Source organism: Pontibacillus litoralis JSM 072002 (genome assembly GCF_000775615.1).
Lineage (GTDB): Bacteria > Bacillota > Bacilli > Bacillales > BH030062 > Pontibacillus > Pontibacillus litoralis.
Window position 1 is genome coordinate 31,838 of the sequence record NZ_AVPG01000002.1, and the last position, 23,211, is coordinate 55,048.

Here is a 23,211-nt window from a genome sequence, read left to right on the forward strand (position 1 = left end):
TCGCTTCCCTTAATTCAAGGTTTGTGATTTCGCAAAAAAAGAAAATCGTTCTTAAAATCAACAAATGAAAAGGGGACACCTATTTCATACCCTTTCATTCAATGATTTTCCGTCATAAATGATAGTTTGAATGTTCTTTAACCTTATAAAAAGGCTAGCAGAACTAGCCTTTTTACATATCTTATAGAGATTCTACAAACTTTTTAAGTTCATCTCTTGTCTTTGGTACTTCCACATCACCATTCACAATTTTCTCTTTCCACGCTTCCACTTCTTTGGCGATATCTTCTGTATACGCTTCTTCATTCGTATCCGCAACAGAAATAGCTTCATCTTGTAAGCCATATTCTAATAGTTCGCCACCAGGGAAGTTACCTTCTTTCGCTTTATTGGATAAATCTTGTACCGCAACGTCAACACGTTTAACCATAGAAGTTAGCGTAACGTTATCTTCGCCAATTTGACCTTCTTCATATTGGTCACGGTCCACACCGATTACCCAAACGTTATCTTCTGGATTGTTTTTCTTAATGTCTTTCGCCTGAGCAAACACACCATTTCCTGTAGCTCCAGCTGCATGATAAATAACATCTACACCTTGTTCGTACATATTACTTGCAATTAATTTTCCTTTGTCTGCTTTATCGAATCCACCAGCGTATTGAACTTGGACATCAATATCTTTGTTAACCGATTTGGCACCTGCTGTAAAGCCAGCTTCAAACTTCTCGATTAACTCACTTTCTGTAGCTCCAACAAAACCTACTTTATCCGTTTCTGTTTTTAACGCAGCTGCTACACCTACTAAGAATGATCCTTGATGCTCTTTAAATGTAATACTTGCTATGTTGTCACCTTCTACAACAGAGTCCACAATAGCGAAGTTCGTATCCTCATAACGGGAAGCTACTTCTTTAATAGCATCAGAAAGCTTATAACCAATACCGAAAATTAAATTAAAGTCATCTTTCACTAAACGATTTAAGTTACTTAAATAATCAGCTTCTGATTCAGATTGCGCATAGTCAAAACCAGCTTTGCCTTTCTCTAGGCCGTGCTCTTCACCAAATGCTTTCAATCCTTCCCAAGAAGATTGGTTAAATGATTTATCATCCACCCCACCAACATCTGTTACCATTGCTGCACTAAAATCATCGCCGCTTTTCTCTTCGCCTTCTGCATCATTGCCTGCATTTTCTTCTTCATTTGTACTACCTCCACAAGCAGCTAGTACCATACCAACAGATAATAACAAGACAAACAGAAGCATAAATTTACGTTGTTTCAACATCAAGACCCCCTAATTTTAATTAAATTGGATTTCACACAAGAACTGTTTCAATGATGTGTCACTCATCACCTCCTCCAATGTATAAAAACGGTTACACACGTTTCCGTAAAACGTGGAAACCGAATAAATCTGCTCTAAAATAATTACAAGAGTATAGCACTGGTTCATCTTCTTCTGTATAGTGCATTTGTTTTAGTAATAACAATGACTGTTCCTGATCACAGTCCAGAATTGATGCGATACGTTCTTGGTTACTTAGAGGTTCAATAAACGTTACAGCATAACTAATAGCCTTCTCACTATAATCTTCTAATAATTGAAAAAATGAATCATCTTGGTGCAACGATTGCAATGGTGCTAATTCCTTTGGCAATTTATCAACACAATAAACAACCGGTTGTCCGTCAGCACTTCGCACTCGTTCAATTTGCGCTAATTCTTCAATACCTCTCGGATGAAATTGCTTACGATCATCTTCTGTTGGCTCTATAATTTCGGTGGATAAATATGTACTACCTGGTTTCATTCCCGCACGCTCAATCATTTCAGTGACACTAAATAATTGCTCGATACCTGAAGAGAAAACCGGTTTTGCATTCACAAATGTCCCAACACCATGTTTTCTCGTGACTACATTCTCTTCTTCAAGAATACGCAACGCCTCTCTTAATGTAGCGCGAGAAATCCCTAACAACTTTGACAGTTCAAACTCAGAAGGAAGCTTCTCTTTCTCTTTATATGTACCAGCTTCAATATCTTTCTTTAACTGATCAATGACTTGCAGGTATAAATGCCTTGAATCTGTCTTTATACTCATAAAGCTCTCCCCCTACTTGTTAAACGTATGAAATCGGACATCTGATGTTTGACTCATCTTATTTGAACATACTATATCACGATTACATGAAGAAATAAATAGAATTTCGGCTAATTATGTTGAAACGCTTTTAAGTTTAAATAGTTAAAAAAATGTGATATTTATGAACTTGTCAATGTTATTCATGTAAAAAATTTGTTAATTTTCTATGTAAATCTATTTTAAAATTCCAATACTCTTATTAAAAGTTGAATAGATCTATTCGAAAAAATAGGTGATGACACATACAAAAGGAAAAGCCTTTATACAACGAACTGTATAAAGGCTAATCTTCCAACTCTATTTAAGATGTTTGTTCTTCACTTTGCTTGGAAATAAGTACATCTCGAGGCTTACTACCTCCATAAGGTCCTACAATATTACGATCTTCCATTGCATCAATTAAGCGCGCTGCTCTTGTATACCCAATGCGGAACCTTCTTTGTAACATGGATACACTTGCACTTTGCATTTCAACAACGAGCTGAACAGCATCATCAAACAATTCATCATCTACTTCTTGCTTCGTTTCTACTTCTTCAGATGGAGCCATTTCTTCTTGGTATTGTACTTGTTGTTGTTCGATACAATGGTTAACAACCCGCTCCACTTCTTCATCAGATAAAAACGCACCTTGTACACGTGCTGGTTTAGAGGAACCTACTGGAATAAAGAGCATATCACCACGACCTAATAACTTCTCCGCTCCACCAGTATCTAAAATGGTTCTAGAATCCGTAGCAGAAGATACACTAAATGCAATACGTGAAGGAATATTCGCTTTAATCACACCAGTAATGACATCCACCGAAGGGCGCTGAGTAGCAATGATTAAATGAATGCCGGCTGCTCTTGCCATTTGTGCAAGACGTGTAATCGCATCCTCCACATCATTTGAGGCAACCATCATTAAATCAGCAAGCTCATCCACTAATACAACAATATACGGTAATTGTGGCTGCTGCTCCTCTTCACTTACATGTACATTGTATTTACGAATATGTTCATTGTAGCCTTCTATGTTCCTCGTACTTGTATCTGAGAACAAATCATAACGCCGTTCCATTTCATCAACGACCTTCTTTAACGCACGGGAGGCTTTTTTCGGATCTGTGACAACAGGTGTTAGCAAATGTGGAATACCATTGTACACATTCAATTCAACCTTTTTAGGATCAATCATCATCATTTTCACTTCATGTGGTTTAGCCCGCATCAGAATGCTCGTAATAATGCCATTAATGCACACACTTTTACCACTCCCTGTTGCACCAGCTACAAGCAGGTGAGGCATTTTATTTAACTCCGATACGACAGATCCCCCACCAATATCTCTACCTAATCCGAACAATAATTTTGACTTCGAATGCGACGTATGCGATTCGATGACTTCCCGCAAGGAAACGGTAGCAACTTCCTGGTTAGGCACTTCAATACCGACTGCAGACTTCCCAGGAATTGGTGCTTCAATGCGGATATCTTTAGCAGCTAACGCAAGGGCTATATCATCATGCAAATTAACAATTTTACTTACTTTTACGCCAACGTCTGGATATACCTCATACTTCGTAACAGATGGCCCTACATGGACTTTCGTGACCTTTGCCTTCACACCAAAACTATGAAACGTCTGTTCTAATTTCTTCACAGTAGCTTGGATTTTAGAGCGTTCTTGATGTTGGGCATTATGCACCGGTTCAGCAAGCAAATCCAAAGACGGCAATTCATACTCCACATTTTCCACTTCTGTTAACGGTAAAGATGGAGCCATACCGTCATCTAGTTCATCACTAGAGCCATTTGCTTCCTCGCTTGTCGATTCCTCTGGCTTCTTTTCGTGATGAGAACGTTTAGTAGCGGAATCACCGTATGCAATAGCCGTAAAATCTTGAATGATTGGTTCCGACCCTTGTGACGCTTCCATTGGCAAAGAAGTTTCATCTTGAGATTCAACGACTTCGATTTCTTTTTGTTGTCTTTGCTCGGCTTTCTTTTCTTTCCATTCTTGCTTCTGCTTTTGCAACATCGACCATTGATCTTGCCAGAATACTTTCCCTCTTCGAAGCACACGTTGAAGCAAATCACCTAAGGAAATCTCTGTTAGAAATAGTAATCCTACGATAAATAAAAAGACAGCAACAATTTTAGCCCCAGTTGGAGCAAATAAGTAATACGTAAAGGCAAATAATGCTCCTCCAACCATCCCTCCTCCGATATGTGTAGAGGGAAGGTCGCCAGCCAAATACGCTCCATAATGATTCCACGTTGTCCGAATGATGGATGGCTCTAAGTTTCCTTTTAATATATCTTCAAAACTAATAATATGTGTTAATAATATTAGTGCGGTTACCATAATGTATAGACCGACAAAACGTTTATGTAAAAATAACGGCCATTTACGTTTAATCATTAAATAAATACCTACGATAAACAGAAATACAGAAACCAAAAAATACCATACACCGAAAAAGAATTGAAATATATGTACTAGTGTGTTTGGAATAAAACCACCTGCTATCGCACTAGCTCCACTCCCGAAAACAGCTAGAAAAACAAGAAGAAGACCAACTAATTCAAATCGAACTTGGTCTTTCATTTTAGGTTGTTTTTTCTTTCGTTTTCTTGGTTGTTTTTTATTTCTCGCCATGAACTCACCTCACTTCTATAACAGAAAGCAGCCAAATAAAAGGGCTGCTTTTCCTTTTCTATTATAGCATAGAGTGTAGCGGGATAAATACATCTTCAGTCACGAAAATCTTGTTGCTTAAGAATTGTACCGGGCATACAGTGTTGATCCAAATAATGTTGTGGATTTGTAGAGAGTAAATGAACAACTTGATAAGATCCATCCTCAAGTTGTTGTACTTTTACCGACTTCCCACGAACATGGACGATTTTATGCTGGTCATATTGTGTAGGATCATCTTCGAAAATATCATGCTCACTTAATGGTGTATAATGAATCATTGCATCACCTTCTCGTCAGAATATCCTTTTTGTTGTTGAATGAGTTCATTTAGTTTCATCATTGCTTGACTAATTCCACCTATCTCATTAATGAGACCATATTTCACTGCATCCTCTCCAACGACATTCGTACCAATATCTCTCGTTAAATTTCCTTTATCAAACATCAACTCTTTAAACTTATCCTCACTAATATTCGAATGATTGGTAACAAAGTTAATGACTCTTTCTTGCATTTTCTCCATATACTCAAATGTTTGCGGAACACCTATTACTAATCCGCTCATCCGTACAGGGTGAATAGTCATTGTCGCTGTTTCGACGATATAAGAGTAATCAGTCGCTACAGAAATCGGCACACCGATAGAGTGACCTCCTCCAAGGACAATGGATACACTTGGCTTCGATAACGTCGCAATCATTTCTGATATCGCTAACCCTGCTTCGACATCCCCACCAACTGTGTTTAATAACACAATTACCCCTTCAATTTTAGGGTTTTGTTCAATTGCAATAAGTTGGGGAATTAAATGCTCATACTTCGTCGTTTTGTTTTTTGGTGGTAGTTGAACATGGCCCTCTATTTGACCAATAATAGGTAATATATGAATATTGCTATCTGGTGCTTGAGCAACTTGACTTTGCCCTAACTGTTGGATTTTCTGCAAAAGTGCTTTAGATTGCTGCTCTTTTTCTTGTTCCGGCTCTTGCTCCTCTGGATTTGGAGATTCTTCTTGGTTCGTCATAGCATTTGGCTCCTTTCCGACTTTATTCGTAGTATGAGCAAAAGCTAAAGAACACATACAAAAAGCTTCCCTCAACATAGAAGGAAGCTTTAAATTTAAGATAATAATTCATATAATTTATTTCGTTGTTCAGCTGTTAATGGAAGTAGTGGTAATCTCACTCCTCCAACATCCATCCCTTTTAATTGTAGTGCCGTTTTTACTGGAGAAGGGGAAGGGGCCATGAAACAGCCATGCATCACAGGAAGAAGCTGTTGATGCAATTTCGCTGCTTGTTGTATGTTGCCATCATCTACTGCTTGTAGCATACGACTCATTTCCTTCCCAATTACATGAGCAGCAACAGATACAACACCAGTTGCTCCAATGGCGTAAGAAGGAAGAGTCAAACTATCCTCCCCTGTATAAACTGAAAACGTATCGTCCGTTTGAGCAAGTATTTCTGTCATTGCATCAAGGTCTCCAGAAGCCTCTTTCACGGATACGATATTCTCTATTTGAGCAAGGCGAACAATCGTATCAACATCAATGTTAACGACAGAGCGTCCTGGTATGTTATAAATCATTACAGGAAGAGATGTTGATTTAGCGATAGTAGAGAAATGCTGATAGAGCCCTTCTTGTGTTGGTTTGTTGTAATAGGGGGCAACGAGCATGATTCCATCTACTCCCAATTTCGCTACCCTATTTGTCAATTCAATAGATGTGTGGGTATTATTACTACCTGTACCTACGATGACAGGAACACGTTTATTCACTACTTCTACTACGTGTTTACACAACGCTACTTTTTCCTCTGTTGTAAGTGTTGGCGATTCTCCTGTCGTTCCATTTACGACAAGCCCCTCTGTTCCATTGTTGATTAAATATTCAACAAGCTTCGTCGTTTTATCTAAATCTAAATTTCCTTTATTATCAAAAGGGGTTACCATTGCCGTTACTATCTTACCAAATTTCATTTACGCCTTCTCCTTTCATCCCATTAATCTCCTATATCCAGCCCGAATACTTTGTGCAAGCCATTGACCGCTTTAACTAAATCCTCATCTTTAATTAACACCCATATCGTCGTGTGACTATCTGCTGATTGGAGAATCTGTACTCCTGATTGAGTAAGAGTTGAAACGATTTTCGCAGCAATTCCTGGCACACCTGTAATTCCTGCTCCTACAGTGGATACTTTGGCACAATTTTGTGTGATTTCGGGTTGATAACCTTGTTTCACTAATATATCACGAGCTTTTTCAGTAAATGCTCCTGGAATTGTGTACACAACACCTTTAGGAGAAATGTTGATAAAGTCGACGGATATACCTGCTTCCGCCATTGACTTAAATACATCTGTTTGGAGTTGATATGCTTCATCTTTCGCTTGAACTTTCAATTGTGTAATACCGGACATATGGGCAATACCTGTGACAGGGCGATCTGGAATATCCTTCCCTTTCCCTTCACTTGTAGTTGTCGTCACAAGCGTACCATAATCGTTCGAATACGTGGATCGTACTCGAATCGGTACTTTTGCTTGCATAGCAATTTCTACAGCTCGGGGATGAACAACCTTTGCCCCTTGATAAGCAAGGTTGACAATCTCATTATAGGTCATTACTTCAAGAGGTCTAGCTGTTTCCACTAACCGTGGATCGGCTGTCATAATTCCATCTACATCTGTAAATATATCAATGTATTCAGATTCTAATGCTGCTCCTAAAGCTGCTGCTGATGTATCACTTCCGCCGCGCCCAATAGTGGTCGTCTCGCCGGAAGAGGTTTGACCTTGAAAGCCTGCAACAACTACAGCGTCCGCTTGGTCTAACTCTTGTACAATACGTTCAGGGTTCATTTCCTTTATTTTTGCTTGAGTAAAATCATCATTCGTTACAAATCCTGCTTGTGCTCCTGTTAACGCTTGAGCGGTAATACCAGCTTCACGTAATGCGTTGGAAAAAACAACAGAAGAAATCACTTCCCCACAGGAAGTGAGTAAATCTTCTTCTCGTTTAGACACGTGGTGTTGAGGAAACTGTATAAGGTTCAGCAGTGTATCTGTTGCATAGGGGTCGCCTTTACGCCCCATAGCAGATACAACGATTACTACTTTATACCCTTCCTTCACAGCATTTTTCACATGAAATATAGCTTGTTTGCGCCCTTCTTCATCACGTACAGAAGTTCCGCCAAATTTTTGTACCAGTATTTTCATGCTGACACCTCATTGCTTTTCTTTATTTCTTTGTGAACCATTTGTGCTTAATGATACTCTCTGCTATTTGGACAGAGTTCCATGCTGCACCTTTAAGTAGATTATCCGATACAATCCATAAGTGGAAACCATTTGAATGATCTAAATCTTTGCGAATACGTCCGACAAAAACATCACGTTTATTCGCAGCATTTAGCGGTGTAGGATACACTTGATTAGCCGGATCATCTTCTAGTGTAATACCTGGTGCATCTACTAACTGCTGTTGGATTGCCTCTACACTACAATCATCATGATCCACTTCAACGTATACACTTTCTGCATGGGAAGTGAAAATTGGCAGCCTCACACACGTAGCAGCAACCTGTAGTTCATCAGCATGCATGATTTTCTTTGTTTCGTTTATCATTTTCATTTCCTCTAACGTATAACCGTTATCTTGGAATAAATCAATTTGTGGAAGTGCATTAAAGGCAATCGGATAATGATGCTGGTCTCCTTTTACAGGTAAGACTTCCGGTGAATGATCATCTCCGTTTAAAAATGCCTGTGTTTGTTCAGAAAGTTCATCATTCGCTACATTTCCAGCACCTGATACAGCTTGATAAGTAGAAACGATGATACGTTTAAGACCAAATTGCTTACGAATCGGCTCTAATGCTGCTACCATTTGAATCGTTGAACAGTTTGGATTCGCGATAATTCCTTGATGGTGCTGAATGTCATCTTCATTCACTTCTGGAACGACTAATGGGACGCTTGGATCCATTCGAAAAGCACTCGTATTATCAACGACTACAGCGCCACGTTTCACCGCTTCAGGTGCTAATTGTTTGGAGATTGAACCACCTGCGGAGAATAGTGCTATATCAATTCCTTCAAAGCTATGCGGGGTCGCTTCTTGAACCGTTAATTCTTCTCCTTTAAATGGTACTTTCTTGCCTGCTGAACGTTTAGAAGATAAAAGCGTTAATGATGCCATTGGTACATTGCGCTCTTCTAACGTTTCTAGCATTTTTTGTCCGACTGCTCCGGTTGCTCCGACAATTGCTATATGATATTTCATTTGTTCAGCCATTTTGTTTCTCCCTTCTCCTGGCATTTGTTTCATTTCATAGATTAAACTATATTGTACCATAACACTTTCCTTAGTAGATACTATCAAACATACTATTTTATGTCGTTCTTTCAATGATGACTGGTTGAATTTGTTTGTAGTCTAATGCAGCGATAATCGTTTGTGGAATTTGCTCCATATCTGCTACCATTGAATTTGGCTTTTTTCGGTAGTTATCTTGACCAAATGGAACGAAGAAAATATTTTTGGTGGCCATTAAACGCATTAAATTTTGTCCGTTCAATCCGAGAATGTCGTTCGATGATACAGCAAGCACAACTGGACGTTGATTTCGAAGTGTTGCTTTAGCTGCCATAAGAACCGGAGAATCTGTTAAGGCATTTGAGAATTTACTTAGGGAGTTACCTGTTAGTGGGGCGATAACCATACAATCGAGCGGCTGTTTAGGACCTAACGGCTCAGCTTCCGGGATTGTTGTAATTAATTCTTTACCTGTTATCTGTTTAATTTTCTCCATATGCGCTGCGGCATCACCGAAATAGGTATCTGTCTTCTGAAGTGTATAAGATACAACAGGGATTACCTCTGCACCTGCTTGCACGAGTTTTTCCAACTGCGGAAAAACGTCTGCGTACGTACAATGAGATCCAGTTAAACCAAATCCTATTACTTTCCCCTTTAATGTCATGACTTTGTACCCCTTTCATTATAACGCTCTTTCATAATTTGCGTAATGACGTTCGCCAATATATTTCCAGCCGTTTTAGGTGCAACAATGCCAGGAAGTCCGGGTGCTAGTAATGCTTTAATGCCTCTTTTTTCTGCATAACGAAAATCTGTTCCGCCCGGTTTAGACGCTAAATCGATCACAAACGTGCTACTTTTCATATTTTGTAATACGTTTGCTGTGATGACAGGCGCCGGGATTGTATTAATGACAATGTCACTATGCTGAACATGTTCTTTTAATTCCTGAATAAGAATTGGCTCGAGTGCCATTTCATGTGCGCGTGCCAAGTCTTCTGATTTACGAGCTGCTACTTTTACTTTAGCTCCGAGTGCGGAAAATGCTCTAGCGACACTCATACCTACTCTTCCAATTCCAAGCACGATCACATCAGAGGAATGAATGGTGTAATCTGTATGCTGAATTGCCATCATAATAGTACCTTCTACAGTCGGAACCGAATTATAAATGGCGACATCATCACGATTGAACAATGAAACCAAGGTTCGGTTCGTTTCCTTTGCAATGCTTGTTAAATATGGGTTTGTTATACCTGTAAATACGATGCAATGTTCTGGTGTCCTTTGTAGCCATTCTTTCTGAAGGACAATGGGCTTTTTAGAAAAAATGGTTTCCATTTCCCCTTGATCATTTGTACCAGGAACAGGCAATATGAGCGCATCACTTTGTTTAGGATCTAAATCCTCCATCGTTACTTGTTTGGCACCAGTAAACCCATGGTCTAATTGATCAAAGCCAACCAATAAGACGTTTGCATCCCATTCACATAACCTGCGGATAATTTCTAATTGGCGAGCATCTCCACCCATCATGACAACCGTATAATTTGTTAACATTAACATCACCTCGCCTTCGACCATATGTCATGAGATTTCCATCTTATACTATGAGCGGATTTCGGAAAGAGTGACACAGAACTTGATGTAAATCTCCGTCAAGCTTTCAACTTAAGACATAAAAAAAAGACTAGCTATAAAGTTAGTCTTTCGGATCAATAATAATCATGTCTTCTCCAATTTTCTTTATATCCTCCCAATGAATCCGAATCTCTTCTCCTTCTTTCTTCATCCCAAACCATTTATAGCTCGGAATGAGGAACGACTTAATTTGCCCTGTAGCTGTATCGATTTCTAAATCTGTTTGACCTAGCATTCCCATTCTTGCCCCTTGCTTGACATCCACAATTTCTTTTCCACTCAAAGAACGAAATCGCATACTCCCTCACCTCTTCCATCACCATTGCGTTTACTATATCTATATGTACAAAGAAAAAGCACTATGATAGCATAGTACTTTTTCTTACTAGGATGTATGCGGGGAAATAATAGCGGATGATTGCCCATGATTAAAAACGTGGTTAAACACATCTAGTACAGTCTCATGGGTCACAGCATCAATATGAGAAATAATTTCATCCAAGGAGCGATGGCGTTTGATAAGCAGTTCGTTTCTTCCATTGCGACTCATTCGACTATTCGTACTCTCTAAACCAAGCATCATATTCCCTTTTAATTGTTCTTTACTATTTTTTAATTCTTTATCTGTTAATCCGTTTTTACGCATTTGTTGTACCGTGTGTTCAATCGTGTCTTGAAGCAATGGTAATTGATCCTTACCGGTTCCTCCGTATATCGTAAGCATACCATTGTCAAGATGAGAACTATGGAAGGAGAAAATGGAATAAGCTAACCCTTTTTGCTCACGTACTTCTTGGAACAATCTTGAGCTCATGCTTCCACCTAAAACGTTATTTAAAACGACTAAACTATAGATCCCTTCATGTAATACAGGCAAGCCTTCATATCCTATGCACAAATGGGCTTGTTCCGTATCTTTAAATCGTTGCAGTTGTTCCGCATGAAAGACGGGCTTCTCCATCACGGATGGTTGGTACTCACTCGTATAATAGCCAAATTTCGCATCAACTTGCTTGAAGAAGGATTCATCAATATTACCCGCCACAGATACGACGACATTTTCGGGAATGTAATGACGATCAATATAATCCGTTAACACTTCCTGTGTAAAGCTGTTTACCGTCTCTTCTGTACCTAAAATGGGAAACCCTAAAGGATGACTTCCATAACTTGCTTCCGCTAAGACGTCGTGCACAATATCATCGGGAGCATCTTCACACATTTTTATTTCTTCTAGTACTACTTTTTTCTCTCGTTCTATTTCTTCAGGGTCAAAAGCAGAATCAAAGAACATATCAGCTAATACATCTAATGCTTTACTTGCGTAAGTATCTAACACTTTTGCATAATAGCACGTGTACTCTTTTGACGTAAAGGCGTTCACTTGTCCTCCAATCGAATCAAAGCTCTCTGCAATTTGTTTCGCAGAACGGGTTGTCGTTCCTTTAAAGAACATATGTTCAATAAAGTGGGAAATTCCATTGTTCTGCGCTTTCTCGTTGCGAGAACCGGTTAGAACCCACACACCAATCGTTACGGATCGTACATTCGGCATTTCTTCCATGACGACCCGTACACCATTTGTACATGTATATTTGTTAATCAACATAATCCTCCTAGTCCGTTCAAAGCATTACTGTATATCAAGTGTAATCCTTTTTCCATTTAAAATATTATCGACAGTAGTTATTTTATATTTTTTGTCACGTATTTTCAAAATTAATGGCTCCAAAGCTTGTGATGTGGAGGCGGTTGGATGCATTAGAATGAAAGCCCCATTATGTACTTTCGTTAGTACTCTATTTAACAGCACTTCTGTTGTAGGTTTTTTCCAATCTATTGTGTCTACTGACCATAAGATGGTTTCCATTTGTAAATGATTAGCTATCCTCACAACTTCTTCATTATAACTTCCACTTGGTGGTGCAAATAACGTAGGCTGCTTTCCTGTTATCCTCTTTAATATGTCATTCGTTTGTTTCAGTTGCCTCTCTACTTCCTCTGACGTTATATTACGCATATCAGGATGATTGTACGCATGATTTGCAATGACATGCCCTTGCTCTTGAATCATTTTTACAATTTCTACATGTTCATTCGCCCATTTACCTTCTATAAAAAATGTCGCTTTCACATTATGTTTTTTTAACGTGTTCAGCATGTCTGGGATATATTCTTCCCCCCATGAGACATTAATATTTAAAGCGATTACGGCTTGTTCAGGGTGTCCTCTATAAATAGGAGATGGTGGAAGGTCTTTTAATTGAACGTCTGGCTTCTTTTGGTTTATAACAAGGAGGGATTGATTATATTTTCCACGCTTTTTCATTTTATCATACGATTTTTCGACGTCTACTAGGATGCCATTTAGACCAGGTATTTTCTTCCAAACAGTATCTATTTTTGCATTTTTTGCTGGCTGATTCATTTTTTTTGCTTCCTCTTCGATCCGATTCCATATCTCTTCTTTGGGCTGCTTCGAGACAGGAATAGATGTATCATGAATTACAGAAAAGAAATCTTGTGAAAACGGGTTTTCCATCGCCCCATAAGAAAGCATAATGAACAAAATAAATAAGATGAACGAACGCCACTTTCGCATTATCATAGCCCCCTCCCTAATGTAAATAATATGCGTCTTAAGGACAAGGTATGACAATCGAAATTAAAAAAGAAACTGGAGTACCAGCTTCTTTCTTGCTTGCGTATTATGAATCTTGTTCGTTTTTCTTTTGTTCTTTAAGCACTTCTTTTCTAGATAAGTTTACGCGACCTTGATTGTCAATCTCTTTCACCTTAACTAGAATTTCATCACCAACTGATACAACATCGCTTACTTTTCCGATACGTTCTTCAGCTAGCTCAGAAATATGAACAAGTCCTTCTTTACCTTTAAATAATTCAACAAATGCACCAAATTTCTCAACACGTTTCACTGTTCCAAGATACATTTGTCCGACTTCTACTTCACGTACGATATCTTCAATAATTTTCTTCGCTATTTCATTGCTTGCCATTTCTGTTGAAGAAATAAAGATAGTACCGTCTTGTTCAATATCAATTTTAACACCAGTGTCTTCAATAATCTTATTGATTTGCTTCCCGCTTGGTCCAATAACATCGCGGATTTTATCTGGTTTGATCGCCATTGTAAGAATCTTCGGAGCGTATGGCGATAAATCTTGGCTTGGCTCTTTAATCGTAGCAAGCATATGATTTAAAATTTCCATACGGCCTTTCTTCGCTTGTGCAAGTGCTTCTTCTAAGATTTCTCTCGATAATCCATCAATCTTAATGTCCATTTGCAAAGCTGTAACACCTTGAGCAGTTCCGGCTACTTTAAAGTCCATATCTCCAAGCGCATCTTCCATCCCTTGAATATCCGTAAGAACGGTATAATCCTCACCAGATTTCACAAGTCCCATCGCAATACCTGCAACTGGAGATTTAATTGGTACACCTGCATGCATCATGGCTAAAGTACTAGCACAAATACTCGCTTGAGATGTGGAACCATTTGATTCTAATACTTCAGACACAAGACGAATCGTATATGGGAAATCTTTCTCTGACGGGATAACTTGCTCTAATGCACGTTCCCCAAGGGCACCATGACCAATTTCACGACGACCTGGTCCACGCATTGGGCCTGTCTCACCAACACTGAAAGATGGGAAGTTATAATGGTGCATAAAGCGTTTAGACTCTTCTAAATCTAAACCGTCTAGAATTTGTACATCTCCAAGGGCACCTAACGTACAAACGCTAAGGGCTTGTGTTTGTCCACGAGTAAATAATCCTGAACCGTGTGTGCGTGGTAATACACCAATTCTAGAAGAAAGAGGTCTAATTTTGTCTGGTTTACGACCGTCTGGACGAACTTTTTCTTTCGTAATAAGGCGTCGTACTTCTTCTTTTACAATGCGATCAAGTATAGCTTCCACCTTCTTAACAGTATCCGCTTCTACTTCTTCTGTATCATATTGTGCGACAATATCCTTTTTAACGGCAGAAATCGCCTCATCTCGCGCTTGTTTTTCTTCTGTTTGGATAGCACGAATTAAAGCTTCTTTCGCTTTTTCTTCTACTTCTTCTACTAACGCTTTCTCAGGTTCGAAAAGTTGTACTTCCATCTTTTCTTTCCCAACTCGAGCGACAATTTCTTCCTGCCATTCCACAATACGTTTAATTTCATTGTGACCAAACATAATCGCTTCTAACATGACTTCTTCTGGAACTTCTTTTGCGCCAGCTTCTACCATATTAATTGCGTCTTTCGTACCTGCAACGGTTAAAGTGATGTCGCTCTTTTCTTGTTCTTCGACAGTTGGGTTAATAACAAACTCGTCATCTACTCGTCCAACAATCACACCGGCAATTGGTCCGCCGAATGGAATATCAGAAATACATAACGCCAAGGAAGAACCAACCATCGCAGCAAATTCAGAAGAGTTATCTTGGTCCACACTCATTACTGTGCTTACAACTTGTACTTCATTACGATAACCATCTGGAAATAACGGACGAATGGGACGGTCGATTAAACGAGAGGCAAGGATTGCTTTTTCACTTGGGCGACCTTCTCGCTTGATAAAGCCACCTGGAATCTTACCAACGGCATATAAACGTTCTTCATAATTCACGGTTAATGGAAAAAACGGCAAATCTTTCGGCTCACGTGAACCTGTAGCTGTTGCTAGAACAGACGTATCACCGTAGCGAACCATGCAAGCACCGTTGGCTTGTTTTGCTAATTCACCAAGATCGACACTTAATTGGCGACCAGCAACATCTATGGAAAAAGTATAATTTTCTTCAGCCATTTGTACTTGTACTCCTCTCAAGTATAAAATATAGTCATCTTTACTTAATGGTATATTTCGTCATAAGACAACATCTTATGTAATTTTGGTATAGAAAAAGCGGGAAATACTCCCGCTTCATCACTTTAACGACGTAAACCAAGTTGCTTAATAAGTTCGCGATAACGAGTTACGTCTTTATTACGTAGATAGTTTAAAAGGTTACGGCGTTTACCTACCATTTTAAGAAGTCCACGACGAGAATGGTGGTCTTTCTTATGCGTACGTAAATGCTCGTTCAAAGTCGTAATTTGTTCCGTTAGGACAGCGATTTGGACCTCTGGAGATCCAGTATCGTTTTCATGCGTCTTGAACTGATTAATGATTTCATTCTTACGTTCTTGTGTAATTGCCATCCTGATTCACCTCCTAGAATAATTTATCCCCTATCCCCTAGCGAGCGTCGGAGAATTCGACTCGCCAAGCGAAGGTTCTTGTCATACGAATATTAGGTTACATCTTTTGAAGAGAAAATGCAAGGGGTTAAGCTAATTGTGTTGAAAAAAATCTCGAATTTGTCGTTCATCTTTTTTTAATTGATCCATTAACGCTTCTACACCATTAAATTTTATTTCATTTCGAACATATCGATGCCACAATACCTCTAATTGTTCCCCATAAAGGTTGCCTTTAAAATCAAACAAGTTAACTTCTACAGAAAGCTGCTTTTCTTCTTGGTAAAACGTTGGCTTGTATCCAACATTCGCCATGCCTTCGTAATACGCATCTCCAACCTTCACCTGCACAGCATACACCCCAACTGGAGGAGTGATATACGTCTCTTCTACTTCCATATTGGCAGTTGGAAACCCAATGGTACGACCACGTTGATCTCCTTGTATAACCGTTCCTTTAATAGCATACGGTCGGCCTAATAAGGAGGCAACCTTCTCCATTTTTCCTTCTCGTAAAAGCGAGCGGATAAAAGTAGAGCTAATTTTTTCGTCATTATTCATCACTTTGGTAATGATAGTTTGATTGAGCAATCCACGAGCATGAAAAGGTAATGTATCCATATTCCCTTTCCCCATATGTCCGTATGAAAAATCAAATCCAGCCACGACATGACGAATATTTAAACCAATAAAGAACTGGTCCACAAATTGTTGTGGCAATAAGCTGGATAATTCCTTGTTAAAGGTTACGAGAAAAACACGATCAACACCCATTTGTTCGAGAAGTTCTATTTTTTTATCAAGAGGTGTAATGTGTTCCATTTTAGCCGGTTTATGCTTATTTAATACGACAGAAGGATGCGGGTCAAACGTCATGACTGCACTCGCTCTACCTTGTTCACTTGCTATATCTTTTGCCGCCTGAATGACTGCCATGTGTCCTTTGTGCAACCCATCAAAAGATCCAATGGCTACGACACTCTCTGGGTATGTTAAATCAACATTAAGATGAGGATAAGTTAATCGAATAATATCCACTGTTCGTCACCTTCTTTTTTAGCTAGGACTAATCATAATGAAATACACGTGCTGGTTTCATGAATGCCGGTTTTCTTGGATGAATTTTGTATATCGCTAATAAACGTTGCTGTTCATTAACGATACAAAAAGGATCCGTTTCTGGTACAGGGTTAGGAATCGGTAACACTGCTCCATTATAAATTTTATTTTCTTCTTCGTTAGAAATGGAGATGCGACTAAGATGGCGAACTCCTCTATCTATTGGTAATAATATATTGACTAGCTTTTGTTCTTGTACGACTTGCTCTATTTGCTCCAATGTATAGGCATCTTCTTGCTCAAAGGAGCCTGATGCAGTACGCACGAGCTGAGACATATGAGCTGGATAACCGAGTGCTTCTCCAATATTAACACATAGAGTTCGAATATAGGTTCCTTTCGAACAAATGATTCGCAAACGAAAAGTAGCAGTATCCGCTTCGTATTTCACTTGGTTACTTAACAATTCAATTTGATGAATGATTACTTGTCGTTCTGGTCGTTCTACTGGGATGCCTTGTCGAGCATACTCGTATAGTCGCATCCCATTTACTCTTACCGCCGAATATAGCGGTGGGATTTGCGTAATGGTGCCAACAAACGACTGCAATACGTGTTGTATTTCATTTAACGAGATTGGTTGCGACACTTTTTTTCTTTCTACTACCTCCCCTTCCCCATCTTCTGTTTCTGTACTAAACCCAAGTGTTACTTCTGCTTCATACACTTTATTAGATTCCGTTATATACGAAGCAACCTTTGTCGCCATTCCAATACACATTGGAAGAACGCCTTCTACCTCTGGATCCAACGTACCAGTATGGCCTACCTTTTTCGTATGTAACATTTTTCTAAGTTTAAAAACACAATCGTGTGAAGTCATACCTTTTGGCTTCCATAAAGGGAGAATACCATCCATACTTACCTTCTCCATTCTAACTATTTATTTTAAATATGTAAAAACGATATGCTTGTTTTCACCTTTTTTTATTTCATTGTTCAAAGGACATCCATTACTTTAAAAAAGGATAGACTCATTCGTCTACCCTTCTTTGATCAATTATTCATCATTCGACTTTATATCACGAATAAGAGACTCGATATGATTCCCATATTCAATTGCTTCGTCGAATTCAAACGTAATTTCTGGTGTTTTACGCAGTCGGATTCTTCTTCCTATTTCAGAACGGATAAACCCTTTTGCTTTAGCAAGACCGATAAGCGTATCTTGCTTTTCTTTTTCACTGCCTAAAACAGAAATATAAGCTTTAGCTTGTTGCAAATCACCCGTTACTTTGACTTCTGTCACGGTTACAAAACCGATACGAGGGTCTTTGATTTTACGACTAATAATGTCGCCAAGCTCTTTCTTCATTTGTTCTCCGACTCTATTTGCTCTCATGTCGCTCATTTAATATTCACCTCTTTAGATTGGAGGGAGTTTTACAACCATTGTATATTCGTTATTGTTCTTTCTATTTCTGGAAAGGAATCAATGAGTGCAAGCACTCGATGGAGCTCTTTCTCCGTTTGTACTTTATTGGATGAAATACTAACGAATCCGAGCGTAGTCCGTTGCCATAAATCTTGATCATCTAATTCACTCACCGCAACATTATAACCATTATGAGCTCTCGTTAAAACTCGTTTGATAATAGAACGTTTCTGCTTTAACGACTGTGCCTCATAAAGGTAACATTCCACTTCTAGATAACCAATCATTATCTCTTAATTTCTTCCATCACAAACGGTTCAATAATGTCGCCTTCTTTGATATCGTTAAAGTTTTTAATGGTGATACCACATTCGTAACCTTTATCCACTTGTTTAACGTCATCTTTGAAACGTTTTAAAGCATCAATTTCTCCCTCGAATTGTACGACACCATCACGGATAACACGAACACTAGAGTTACGTGTTACCTTACCTTCTGTTACGTAACTTCCTGCGATCGTACCGATTTTAGATACTTTAAAGATTTCTCGAACTTCTACTTGACCAATAACCTTCTCTTCATACTCTGGGTCTAAAAGGCCTTTCATAGCAGCTTCGATTTCTTCCATTACTTTGTAAATGATACGGTGCAAACGAATATCTACATTTTCATTTTCTGCAGTCTTCTTCGCGTTTGCATCTGGACGCACGTTAAATCCAACAACAATAGCATTAGAAGCAGAAGCAAGAATAATATCTGATTCTGTAATTGCCCCTACACCTGTATGAATAATTTTAACTTTAACGCCTTCTACATCAATTTTCTGTAATGAAGTAGCAAGTGCCTCTGCAGTACCTTGAACATCGGCTTTAATGATAATATTAATTTCTTTCATATCACCTTGTTTAATTTGCTCAAATAAGTCATCAAGGCTAACTTTAGACTTCTCACTTCTATTTTCCTCTATATGACGTTGCTGGCGAAGCTCTCCTACTTGTCGAGCTTTCTTCTCATCTTGGAATACGACAAAACGATCACCTGCTTGTGGTACATCATTTAAACCAGTGATTTCAACTGGGGTAGAAGGTGGAGCTACTTGCTCGCGTTTACCTAAGTCGTTTACCATTGCACGAATTCTTCCGAAAGTATTCCCTACAACAATTGGGTCTCCTACTCGTAACGTACCATTTTGAACGAGTAATGTTGCAACTGAACCACGGCCTTTATCAAGCTCTGCTTCAATCACTGTACCCATTGCTAAACGGTTCGGGTTAGCTTTAAGTTCTTCCACTTCTGAAACAAGGACGATCATCTCTAGTAGATCATCAATTCCTTCTCCTTTAATAGCAGATAAATGAACGAATATTGTTTCTCCACCGTATTCTTCAGGTACGAGGCCATATTCCATTAATTCTTGCTTCACGCGATCTGGATTTGCCCCTTCCTTGTCCATTTTGTTCACTGCTACGATAATTGGTACTTCCGCAGCTTTTGCATGGTTAATCGCTTCTACTGTTTGTGGCATGACACCATCGTCTGCTGCAACAACAAGAATGGCGATATCCGTAATTTGTGCACCACGTGAACGCATGCTTGTAAACGCAGCGTGACCTGGCGTATCAAGGAATGTTATCTTCTTATCGTTTTCTTCTACTTGATAAGCTCCGATGTGTTGTGTAATTCCCCCAGCTTCTCCTGCTGTCACTTTCGTTTTACGAATAGAGTCTAATAACGTAGTTTTACCATGGTCAACGTGTCCCATAATCGTTACAACAGAAGGGCGCTCGATTAAATCTTCTGGCTTATCATCGGCAATATAATTCTCGAATTCAGCCTCATCTACAATGACTTCCTCTTCTACTTCCACACCAAATTCCGAACAAATAAGTTCGATGGTATCAGGATCAAGATCTTGGTTTTTCGTTGCCATCACACCTAGGAACATCAGCTTCTTAATGATTTCTGATGATTCTTTATGCAACTTAGAAGCTAGTTCTGCTACTGTTAAGCTACCGTGAAATGTAATCTTCGCTGGTAGTTGTGGCTTTACTACTTTCTTTGGTGCTTGTTGTTGATTGCGATTTTGGTTGTTTCGTCGTTTATTGGGTTGGTTTTTCTTATGCTGAGATTTTGCTTTATCATTGCGATTGCTATTTCCCTGCTTCTGCTCTTTAGGTTTATTGTTAACAGGTGCTTTCTTTTCACCTTTACCAGCAAACATTTCATCTAACTTCTTCTTAGTATCATCCGAAATCGTTGACATATGGTTTGTCACCTCAACATTCAGACTTTGTAATTTTGTTATTACCTCTTTACTTTGTACGTTCTTTTCTTTTGCGTATTCATATACTCTCAATTTACTCATACATTCACCCCCGAATAGATTCGTCGAGCATTGACTTGATTTTGCTAGCAAAACCTTTGTCTGTTATAGCAACCGCTACTCTACCTGTTTTACCAATTGCATTAGAAAGTACATCTCGATTTTCCACTATTCTAAGATCTACTTCATAGGACCGACATTTGTCCTGCATTTTTTTCTTAGTGCTTGCTCCTATATCCTCCGCAATTAAAACAAGATATGCTCGTTTGCGCTGCACTTCTCGAATGATCGCTTCTTCACCAAGGCTACACTTACCAGCCCGAAAAGCTAACCCTAGCATATTTAAGTATGAACTCATCCGTTTTGTTTACCTTGTACAATTTGAAGCAGCTGTTCGTATATATCATCTGTTACATTGGCCTTTAATTGTTGGGCCAAACTGTTTTTTTGTCGGGCTGTTTCTATGACTGAAGCATCGCTTTTTACGTAAGCTCCTCGTCCGTTTTTCTTACCTGTTTCATCAACAAAGATTTCTCCTTCTTTGTTGCGAACGATACGAATAAGCTGTTGCTTCGGCACCATTTCCTGTGTAACGACACATTTTCTTAAAGGAGTTTTTTTCCCTTTTGACATGAAGAGACCTCCCTATTCGAATGAATCCTCGCCAAAATCAGCATCAGATTGTTGTACAGCTAATGTACCATCTTCTACTGCTTCTGACTCACTCTTAATATCAATTTTCCAGCCTGTTAACTTCGCTGCTAAACGCGCATTTTGTCCACGTTTTCCAATAGCTAATGACAATTGATAATCTGGAACGATAACAGTTGTAGCTTTATTTTCCTCATCAACAAGTACTTGAAGAACTTTCGCAGGGCTTAATGCATTAGATACGTACACTACAGGATCTTCTGACCATTGTACGATATCAATTTTTTCCCCTTTAAGTTCATTTACAATCGTTTGAACGCGCTGTCCACGTTGTCCAACACAAGAACCAACAGGATCTACTTCTTCATCGGTAGCGTAAACAGAAATCTTCGAGCGGTCCCCTGCTTCCCGAGCTACGGATAAGATTTCAACCGTTCCATCATAGATTTCGGGAACTTCCATTTCAAACAAGCGTTTTAACAGTCCTGGATGTGTACGTGATACAAAGATTTGTGGACCTTTACTCGTATTTTCTACTTTAGTTATAAATACTTTAATTCTTTCGTGTACGTTGTATTCTTCTGTAGGCATTTGTTCTCCAATAGGAAGACGTGCTTCTATTTTGCCTAAGTTCACGTAAGTAAAACGGTTATCCTTTCGTTGAATAATACCTGTCATGATGTCTTCTTCACGATCAACATATTCATTAAAGATAACACCGCGTTCTGCTTCACGAACACGTTGAGTCACAACTTGTTTTGCTGCTTGAGCGGCAATGCGTCCAAAATCCTTAGGCGTAACTTCAAATTCTAAAACGTCATCAATATCATAGTTTGGATCAATCTCTCTGGCCTTTTCCAATGAAATCTCTTCCTGTGGATCAAGCACTTCCTCAACAACCGTTTTACAAGCATAGACGTGCATACCACCAGTAGATTCGTTTAGGTCCACTCGCACATTGGTCGCTGAATTAAAGTTCTTTTTATATGCAGATATGAGAGCTGCTTCTAACGCTTCCAATAGAAGGTTTTTATCAATACCTTTTTCTTTCTCTAAATAATCCATGGCTTCGAAAAGCTCATTATTCACTTTTAATCCCCCTTTTAATTAAAACTAACAGCCAAGCGAGCCTTGGCAATTTTCCCATATGGTACTTCTATTTGTTTTGTTCTAGTCTTTTCTTTTACTTTAATAGTTGCAATGTCATCTTCAAAAGAGGTTAGCGTTCCTTCTAACTCTTTCTCCCCATTCATTGGTTCATATAGTTTGACATTTATATAATACCCTACATGCTTTTCCATATCTTTTCTCGTTTTAAGAGGCCTTTCTGCGCCAGGTGAAGATATTTCTAAAAAGTAAGGGAACGTAATCGGGTCTTCTTCGTCTAATTTTGCGCTTAATTGTTCACTAACCTGGCCGCACTCCTCAATCTCTATTCCGCCATCTTTATCTGCGAACACCCTTAAGTACCAGTTCTTACCTTCCTTAACAAACTCAATATCGACTAGCTCTAAATTCATTTCATCTAATATTGGTTGTACAAGCCGTGTTGTTGTTTGTTTAATATCGTTGTTACCCATGTTAATTCCCTCCTTTACACTTGTAACGATATATGCATCATGTAAAATTCCCTGCTGATTGCAGCAGGGAAAATAGTCGAAAAATAAGCAATAACACGAA

General features: G+C 38.9%; 24 protein-coding genes. All 24 read right to left on the bottom strand.

Annotated features, from left to right (window positions below; translation table 11 throughout):
* Positions 1-181: 181 nt before the first annotated feature.
* The 24 genes from N784_RS02460 to rimP all read right to left on the bottom strand — a co-directional run bounded on the left by N784_RS02460 (position 182) and on the right by rimP (position 23,111).
* Complete coding sequence (locus N784_RS02460) at positions 182-1,288, bottom strand: BMP family lipoprotein (protein ID WP_036832277.1); 1,107 nt, start codon at positions 1,286-1,288, stop codon at positions 182-184.
* Between the two features lie 94 nt (positions 1,289-1,382).
* Positions 1,383-2,108, bottom strand: a complete 726-nt coding sequence (locus N784_RS02465; RefSeq protein ID WP_036831857.1) for a GntR family transcriptional regulator — start codon at positions 2,106-2,108, stop codon at positions 1,383-1,385.
* A 343-nt stretch (positions 2,109-2,451) separates the two neighbouring features.
* Positions 2,452-4,794: an FtsK/SpoIIIE family DNA translocase gene (locus tag N784_RS02470; RefSeq protein WP_036831859.1), complete on the bottom strand. Its 2,343-nt coding sequence runs from the start codon at positions 4,792-4,794 to the stop codon at positions 2,452-2,454.
* Between the two features lie 95 nt (positions 4,795-4,889).
* Positions 4,890-5,114: a YlzJ-like family protein gene (locus tag N784_RS02475; RefSeq protein WP_036831860.1), complete on the bottom strand. Its 225-nt coding sequence runs from the start codon at positions 5,112-5,114 to the stop codon at positions 4,890-4,892.
* Complete coding sequence (locus N784_RS02480) at positions 5,111-5,860, bottom strand: ClpP family protease (protein ID WP_036832279.1); 750 nt, start codon at positions 5,858-5,860, stop codon at positions 5,111-5,113. The genes N784_RS02475 and N784_RS02480 overlap by 4 nt, the downstream gene beginning before the upstream one ends.
* A gap of 95 nt (positions 5,861-5,955) precedes the next feature.
* A complete protein-coding gene (dapA, locus tag N784_RS02485) occupies positions 5,956-6,819 on the bottom strand; it encodes a 4-hydroxy-tetrahydrodipicolinate synthase (protein WP_036831862.1) in 864 nt (287 codons plus the stop codon).
* Positions 6,820-6,842: 23 nt separating this feature from the next.
* A complete protein-coding gene (dapG, locus tag N784_RS02490) occupies positions 6,843-8,063 on the bottom strand; it encodes an aspartate kinase (protein ID WP_036831864.1) in 1,221 nt (406 codons plus the stop codon).
* 22 nt (positions 8,064-8,085) lie between these two features.
* Positions 8,086-9,141 carry an aspartate-semialdehyde dehydrogenase gene (asd, locus tag N784_RS02495; protein WP_036832281.1) on the bottom strand — a complete coding sequence of 352 codons (1,056 nt, stop codon included), beginning with the start codon at positions 9,139-9,141 and terminating at the stop codon, positions 8,086-8,088.
* Between the two features lie 97 nt (positions 9,142-9,238).
* Positions 9,239-9,829, bottom strand: coding sequence for a dipicolinate synthase subunit B (locus N784_RS02500; protein ID WP_036831866.1), 591 nt, complete (start codon positions 9,827-9,829; stop codon positions 9,239-9,241).
* Positions 9,826-10,725, bottom strand: a complete 900-nt coding sequence (gene dpaA / locus N784_RS02505) for a dipicolinic acid synthetase subunit A (RefSeq protein WP_036831867.1) — start codon at positions 10,723-10,725, stop codon at positions 9,826-9,828. The genes N784_RS02500 and dpaA overlap by 4 nt, the downstream gene beginning before the upstream one ends.
* 142 nt (positions 10,726-10,867) lie before the next feature.
* Entirely contained in the window at positions 10,868-11,104 is a 237-nt protein-coding gene (locus tag N784_RS02510) for a YlmC/YmxH family sporulation protein (RefSeq protein ID WP_036831870.1), read from the bottom strand.
* 87 nt (positions 11,105-11,191) lie between these two features.
* Positions 11,192-12,412, bottom strand: a complete 1,221-nt coding sequence (locus N784_RS02515; protein WP_036831871.1) for a M16 family metallopeptidase — start codon at positions 12,410-12,412, stop codon at positions 11,192-11,194.
* A 27-nt stretch (positions 12,413-12,439) separates the two neighbouring features.
* Positions 12,440-13,408, bottom strand: a complete 969-nt coding sequence (locus tag N784_RS02520) for a polysaccharide deacetylase family protein (protein ID WP_036831872.1) — start codon at positions 13,406-13,408, stop codon at positions 12,440-12,442.
* A 106-nt stretch (positions 13,409-13,514) separates the two neighbouring features.
* A complete protein-coding gene (pnp, locus tag N784_RS02525; protein ID WP_036831875.1) occupies positions 13,515-15,629 on the bottom strand; it encodes a polyribonucleotide nucleotidyltransferase in 2,115 nt (704 codons plus the stop codon).
* Positions 15,630-15,754: 125 nt separating this feature from the next.
* A complete protein-coding gene (rpsO, locus tag N784_RS02530) occupies positions 15,755-16,024 on the bottom strand; it encodes a 30S ribosomal protein S15 (RefSeq protein ID WP_036831877.1) in 270 nt (89 codons plus the stop codon).
* Between the two features lie 132 nt (positions 16,025-16,156).
* The gene (gene ribF, locus N784_RS02535; RefSeq protein WP_036831880.1) at positions 16,157-17,101 is read right to left on the bottom strand and encodes a riboflavin biosynthesis protein RibF; all 945 of its coding nucleotides are present in this window, start codon (positions 17,099-17,101) and stop codon (positions 16,157-16,159) included.
* Between the two features lie 28 nt (positions 17,102-17,129).
* Positions 17,130-18,041, bottom strand: coding sequence for a tRNA pseudouridine(55) synthase TruB (truB, locus tag N784_RS02540; protein WP_036831883.1), 912 nt, complete (start codon positions 18,039-18,041; stop codon positions 17,130-17,132).
* Between the two features lie 141 nt (positions 18,042-18,182).
* Positions 18,183-18,533, bottom strand: coding sequence for a 30S ribosome-binding factor RbfA (gene rbfA / locus N784_RS02545; RefSeq protein ID WP_036831885.1), 351 nt, complete (start codon positions 18,531-18,533; stop codon positions 18,183-18,185).
* A 32-nt stretch (positions 18,534-18,565) separates the two neighbouring features.
* Positions 18,566-18,844 carry a DUF503 domain-containing protein gene (locus N784_RS02550; protein ID WP_036831888.1) on the bottom strand — a complete coding sequence of 93 codons (279 nt, stop codon included), beginning with the start codon at positions 18,842-18,844 and terminating at the stop codon, positions 18,566-18,568.
* Positions 18,844-20,922: a translation initiation factor IF-2 gene (infB, locus tag N784_RS02555; protein WP_036831891.1), complete on the bottom strand. Its 2,079-nt coding sequence runs from the start codon at positions 20,920-20,922 to the stop codon at positions 18,844-18,846. The genes N784_RS02550 and infB overlap by 1 nt, the downstream gene beginning before the upstream one ends.
* A gap of 4 nt (positions 20,923-20,926) precedes the next feature.
* The gene (locus N784_RS02560) at positions 20,927-21,238 is read right to left on the bottom strand and encodes a ribosomal L7Ae/L30e/S12e/Gadd45 family protein (protein WP_036831893.1); all 312 of its coding nucleotides are present in this window, start codon (positions 21,236-21,238) and stop codon (positions 20,927-20,929) included.
* Positions 21,235-21,513: an RNase P modulator RnpM gene (gene rnpM, locus N784_RS02565; protein ID WP_036831896.1), complete on the bottom strand. Its 279-nt coding sequence runs from the start codon at positions 21,511-21,513 to the stop codon at positions 21,235-21,237. Before rnpM ends, N784_RS02560 begins: the two co-directional genes overlap by 4 nt.
* Positions 21,514-21,525: 12 nt before the next feature.
* Positions 21,526-22,620, bottom strand: a complete 1,095-nt coding sequence (gene nusA, locus N784_RS02570; RefSeq protein ID WP_036831899.1) for a transcription termination factor NusA — start codon at positions 22,618-22,620, stop codon at positions 21,526-21,528.
* A 14-nt stretch (positions 22,621-22,634) separates the two neighbouring features.
* Positions 22,635-23,111 carry a ribosome maturation factor RimP gene (rimP, locus tag N784_RS02575; protein WP_036831902.1) on the bottom strand — a complete coding sequence of 159 codons (477 nt, stop codon included), beginning with the start codon at positions 23,109-23,111 and terminating at the stop codon, positions 22,635-22,637.
* Positions 23,112-23,211 lie beyond the last annotated feature (100 nt).

Coding starts and splice junctions, on each gene's coding strand:
- N784_RS02465 (WP_036831857.1), bottom strand. CDS start 2,108: ATGAGTATAAAGACAGATTCAAGGCATTTATACCTGCAAGTCATTGAT.
- N784_RS02470 (WP_036831859.1), bottom strand. CDS start 4,794: ATGGCGAGAAATAAAAAACAACCAAGAAAACGAAAGAAAAAACAACCT.
- N784_RS02475 (WP_036831860.1), bottom strand. CDS start 5,114: ATGATTCATTATACACCATTAAGTGAGCATGATATTTTCGAAGATGAT.
- N784_RS02480 (WP_036832279.1), bottom strand. CDS start 5,860: ATGACGAACCAAGAAGAATCTCCAAATCCAGAGGAGCAAGAGCCGGAA.
- dapA (WP_036831862.1), bottom strand. CDS start 6,819: ATGAAATTTGGTAAGATAGTAACGGCAATGGTAACCCCTTTTGATAAT.
- dapG (WP_036831864.1), bottom strand. CDS start 8,063: ATGAAAATACTGGTACAAAAATTTGGCGGAACTTCTGTACGTGATGAA.
- asd (WP_036832281.1), bottom strand. CDS start 9,141: ATGGCTGAACAAATGAAATATCATATAGCAATTGTCGGAGCAACCGGA.
- N784_RS02500 (WP_036831866.1), bottom strand. CDS start 9,829: ATGACATTAAAGGGGAAAGTAATAGGATTTGGTTTAACTGGATCTCAT.
- dpaA (WP_036831867.1), bottom strand. CDS start 10,725: ATGTTAACAAATTATACGGTTGTCATGATGGGTGGAGATGCTCGCCAA.
- N784_RS02510 (WP_036831870.1), bottom strand. CDS start 11,104: ATGCGATTTCGTTCTTTGAGTGGAAAAGAAATTGTGGATGTCAAGCAA.
- N784_RS02520 (WP_036831872.1), bottom strand. CDS start 13,408: ATGCGAAAGTGGCGTTCGTTCATCTTATTTATTTTGTTCATTATGCTT.
- pnp (WP_036831875.1), bottom strand. CDS start 15,629: ATGGCTGAAGAAAATTATACTTTTTCCATAGATGTTGCTGGTCGCCAA.
- rpsO (WP_036831877.1), bottom strand. CDS start 16,024: ATGGCAATTACACAAGAACGTAAGAATGAAATCATTAATCAGTTCAAG.
- truB (WP_036831883.1), bottom strand. CDS start 18,041: ATGGATGGTATTCTCCCTTTATGGAAGCCAAAAGGTATGACTTCACAC.
- rbfA (WP_036831885.1), bottom strand. CDS start 18,533: ATGAGCGACATGAGAGCAAATAGAGTCGGAGAACAAATGAAGAAAGAG.
- N784_RS02550 (WP_036831888.1), bottom strand. CDS start 18,844: ATGATTGGTTATCTAGAAGTGGAATGTTACCTTTATGAGGCACAGTCG.
- infB (WP_036831891.1), bottom strand. CDS start 20,922: ATGAGTAAATTGAGAGTATATGAATACGCAAAAGAAAAGAACGTACAA.
- N784_RS02560 (WP_036831893.1), bottom strand. CDS start 21,238: ATGAGTTCATACTTAAATATGCTAGGGTTAGCTTTTCGGGCTGGTAAG.
- rnpM (WP_036831896.1), bottom strand. CDS start 21,513: ATGTCAAAAGGGAAAAAAACTCCTTTAAGAAAATGTGTCGTTACACAG.
- rimP (WP_036831902.1), bottom strand. CDS start 23,111: ATGGGTAACAACGATATTAAACAAACAACAACACGGCTTGTACAACCA.